The organism is Mesorhizobium sp. M7A.F.Ca.CA.002.09.1.1 (assembly GCF_003998555.1).
GTDB lineage: Bacteria > Pseudomonadota > Alphaproteobacteria > Rhizobiales > Rhizobiaceae > Mesorhizobium > Mesorhizobium ciceri.
Genome location: NZ_RZRR01000780.1, coordinates 1 through 2678 on the forward strand (window position 1 = coordinate 1; position 2678 = coordinate 2678).

1 protein-coding gene and 1 pseudogene are annotated in these 2678 nt (G+C 61.1%); one reads left to right on the plus strand and one right to left on the minus strand.

Annotated elements, in window-relative coordinates; genetic code table 11:
- A pseudogene (locus EN994_RS26115) lies at positions 1-468 on the minus strand (S1 RNA-binding domain-containing protein); the annotation flags it as partial.
- Between the two features lie 654 nt (positions 469-1122).
- Here EN994_RS26115 and EN994_RS26120 point away from each other — a divergent pair.
- A complete protein-coding gene (locus EN994_RS26120; RefSeq protein ID WP_063168091.1) occupies positions 1123-2385 on the plus strand; it encodes an N-acetylmuramoyl-L-alanine amidase in 1263 nt (420 codons plus the stop codon).
- Positions 2386-2678 lie beyond the last annotated feature (293 nt).

The following is a 2678-nucleotide window of genomic DNA, read 5'->3' on the forward strand; positions in this document are numbered from 1 at the left end:
ACCAGCGTCGGCACCTTCTGCTGCCTCGTCGGCACCGTCCCCCGCCTCGCCGGAATCGGCTGCATCGCGCCTGTGCTCGCCCCGCTCGCGGGTCTTGCCGCCGCGCCTGCGGCCGCGCCGTCCGCGATCGCGGCTCTGGCGATCGTCGCCGTCGCCGTCCTCGTTCTCCTCGTCCTCAGCCTCCTGCGCTTCCGCGCGCAGCAGTGCCTGACGATCGGCGACCGGAATCTGGTAGTAATCGGGGTGGATTTCACTGAAGGCGAGAAAACCGTGACGGTTGCCGCCATATTCGACAAAGGCTGCCTGAAGGGAGGGCTCTACGCGCGTTACGCGGGCTAGGTAGATGTTTCCTTTGAGCTGCTTCTTGTCCTGGGATTCAAAGTCGAATTCTTCAATACGGTTACCGCGTATGACGACAACGCGTGTTTCCTCCGGGTGGGAGGCGTCTATCAGCATTTTGTTGGGCATTATTTCGTTTCCCCCCGGCAGCCGTCAGCCGCAGCTTGCGAGGCAAAGCCTGCTGCTGCGTGTCTGGAATGTGGGTGCCGGATATTTGAACGTCCGTCGGCCGCCGCTTGAGCGCCATGGCGGTGCCGCCCGCAGCCATAATGGCGCGGTTTGATGCGGACCTTTCCATGATTGCGCTTGAAGCCATCGTCACCAACAGAACCTTTTGAACCAAAGCCCGGACGAACCGGACCAGCTTGTTTGCTCATACAGAGCCGGCACGGGAACAAACCCGGCCGTTTTCCTCACGCAGGCGATTCCCCCGCCACGGGAGCACGCCTGCGAAATTCGTCGCGATCACCTGAACCCTTTTCGCCTGAAGCGAAAGGAGCCGCCTTTACGTCTGACCCTGTAGCAAGAAGCTGCGGAGGAGGGCGGTTCCAGGATTGCAGTGATCCACCATCGCTTTTATGATTTGGCGGGGTGGATGGCAACCCCGATTTCCGATGCCGGCAAAAAGCCGTTCCGTAGCGTAAAGCCAGGCTTGCGGCCCTGCATGAAAAGGCTTGGTTAACCTTCTCTGGATACCAATCGTTAATCGAGTTCGCGGCCTAACCGGCATTTCGACGAAACGACCGGGCGCCGGGCGCCAAACCGGGAGCGACTGCAAGAGAGATGGGATTGGCGGACTTCACAGACAAGGGATGTCGTGTCGGCGGCCGGATCCTGGCCGCTTTCTGCCTCTTGCTGCTGCTGGCGGCCTCATCCGTCTTGTCCTCAAATGCCAGTGCCGCCGACGCTCCGCTCGTGGCAAAAGGCTACAAGATGGCCGGCGATGCCACCAAGATGCGCATCGTCATGGATTTCGACCGCGAACCCGATATCAAATGGTTCCTGCTGCGTGGTCCCAACCGTCTTGTCATCGATCTCGCGAATACGAGATTCGCCGTGGATGCCAAGGATTTGAAGGCGCGGGGCCTGGTCAAGGGCGTGCGCCTGGGCGAACTCGGCGAGGGCGTTTCGCGTCTGATCCTCACCGGCAAGGGACCCTTTGCCGTCGACAAGCTCGACGTGCTCAAGAACGAGGACGGAACCGGCTACCGCATTGCCATCGACATGTCGGCGGCATCCGAACGCGAGTTCGATGCCGCACTTGCCAATCAGGCGCTGACCACCGGATCGACCGTTTCGACCGACAAGGGAGGGCGGGTCGGCACCGGGCCGGTCTCCAATCCGGGCCATCGGTTCACCGTCGTCATCGACCCCGGCCATGGCGGCATCGACGGCGGTGCCGAGGGCCTGAACGGCACCATCGAAAAAAACGTCACGCTGGCCTTCGCCACGGAGCTGCGCGACAAACTCGCGGCCGTCGGCAATTATGATGTGTTCATGACGCGCGACACAGACGAATTCCTGCGTCTGGACGACCGCGTGCGCATTGCCCGTCAGCATGAGGCCGACCTGCTTATTTCGATCCATGCCGACACGATCAGCGTCAAGGGCATTCGCGGCGCCACCGTCTATACCGTCTCCGACAAGGCTTCGGACCCCGAGGCGCAGGCGCTTGCCGACCGTGAGAACCTCTCCGACCAGTTCGCCGGCATGGAAATCAAGAACGACAACAAGGAAGTCACCGACATCCTGATCGACCTGATCCGCCGCGAAACACACAACTTCTCGATGAGTTTCGCCCACACGCTGGTTGGCCAGTTGTCGACCAGCGTCGGTCTTATCAACAATCCGCAGCGCTCCGCGGGTTTCAAGGTGCTCAAGGCACCCGATGTGCCGTCGGTGCTGGTCGAACTCGGTTATCTCTCGAACGCCAAGGACGAGGCGCAGTTGCTCAACGCCGACTGGCGCGGCAAGGCGGCCCAGAGCATAACCAACGCCGTCGCGCTGTTCGCGTCGGCCAAGGCCGGATCGGGAACCGGAGGTTGACATGACCGGCGACGCCTGCAACCAGAGGCGGCGTTGCGCGACGACAACACCCAGTGCTTTTATTTCCGGCCAGCAGCCGTGAAATCAGGCATTGCCGTATTTTGTCCACATGGCGGCGACAAGGGTTTTCGATTACGGATTGGGACCGGCTCGAAAGCTTGCGTGAAAGGCGGCTTCGTTTAGGAAATTCCCGAACCAAGGACTGGAGCGGGTATGATTCGTCTCATTGGCTATTTTTTCGGCATCGGCACGACGCTGGCCCTTCTGGTCGCGGCGGGCGTTGCGATCTACAT

Coding starts and splice junctions, on each gene's coding strand:
- EN994_RS26120 (WP_063168091.1), top strand. CDS start 1,123: ATGGGATTGGCGGACTTCACAGACAAGGGATGTCGTGTCGGCGGCCGG.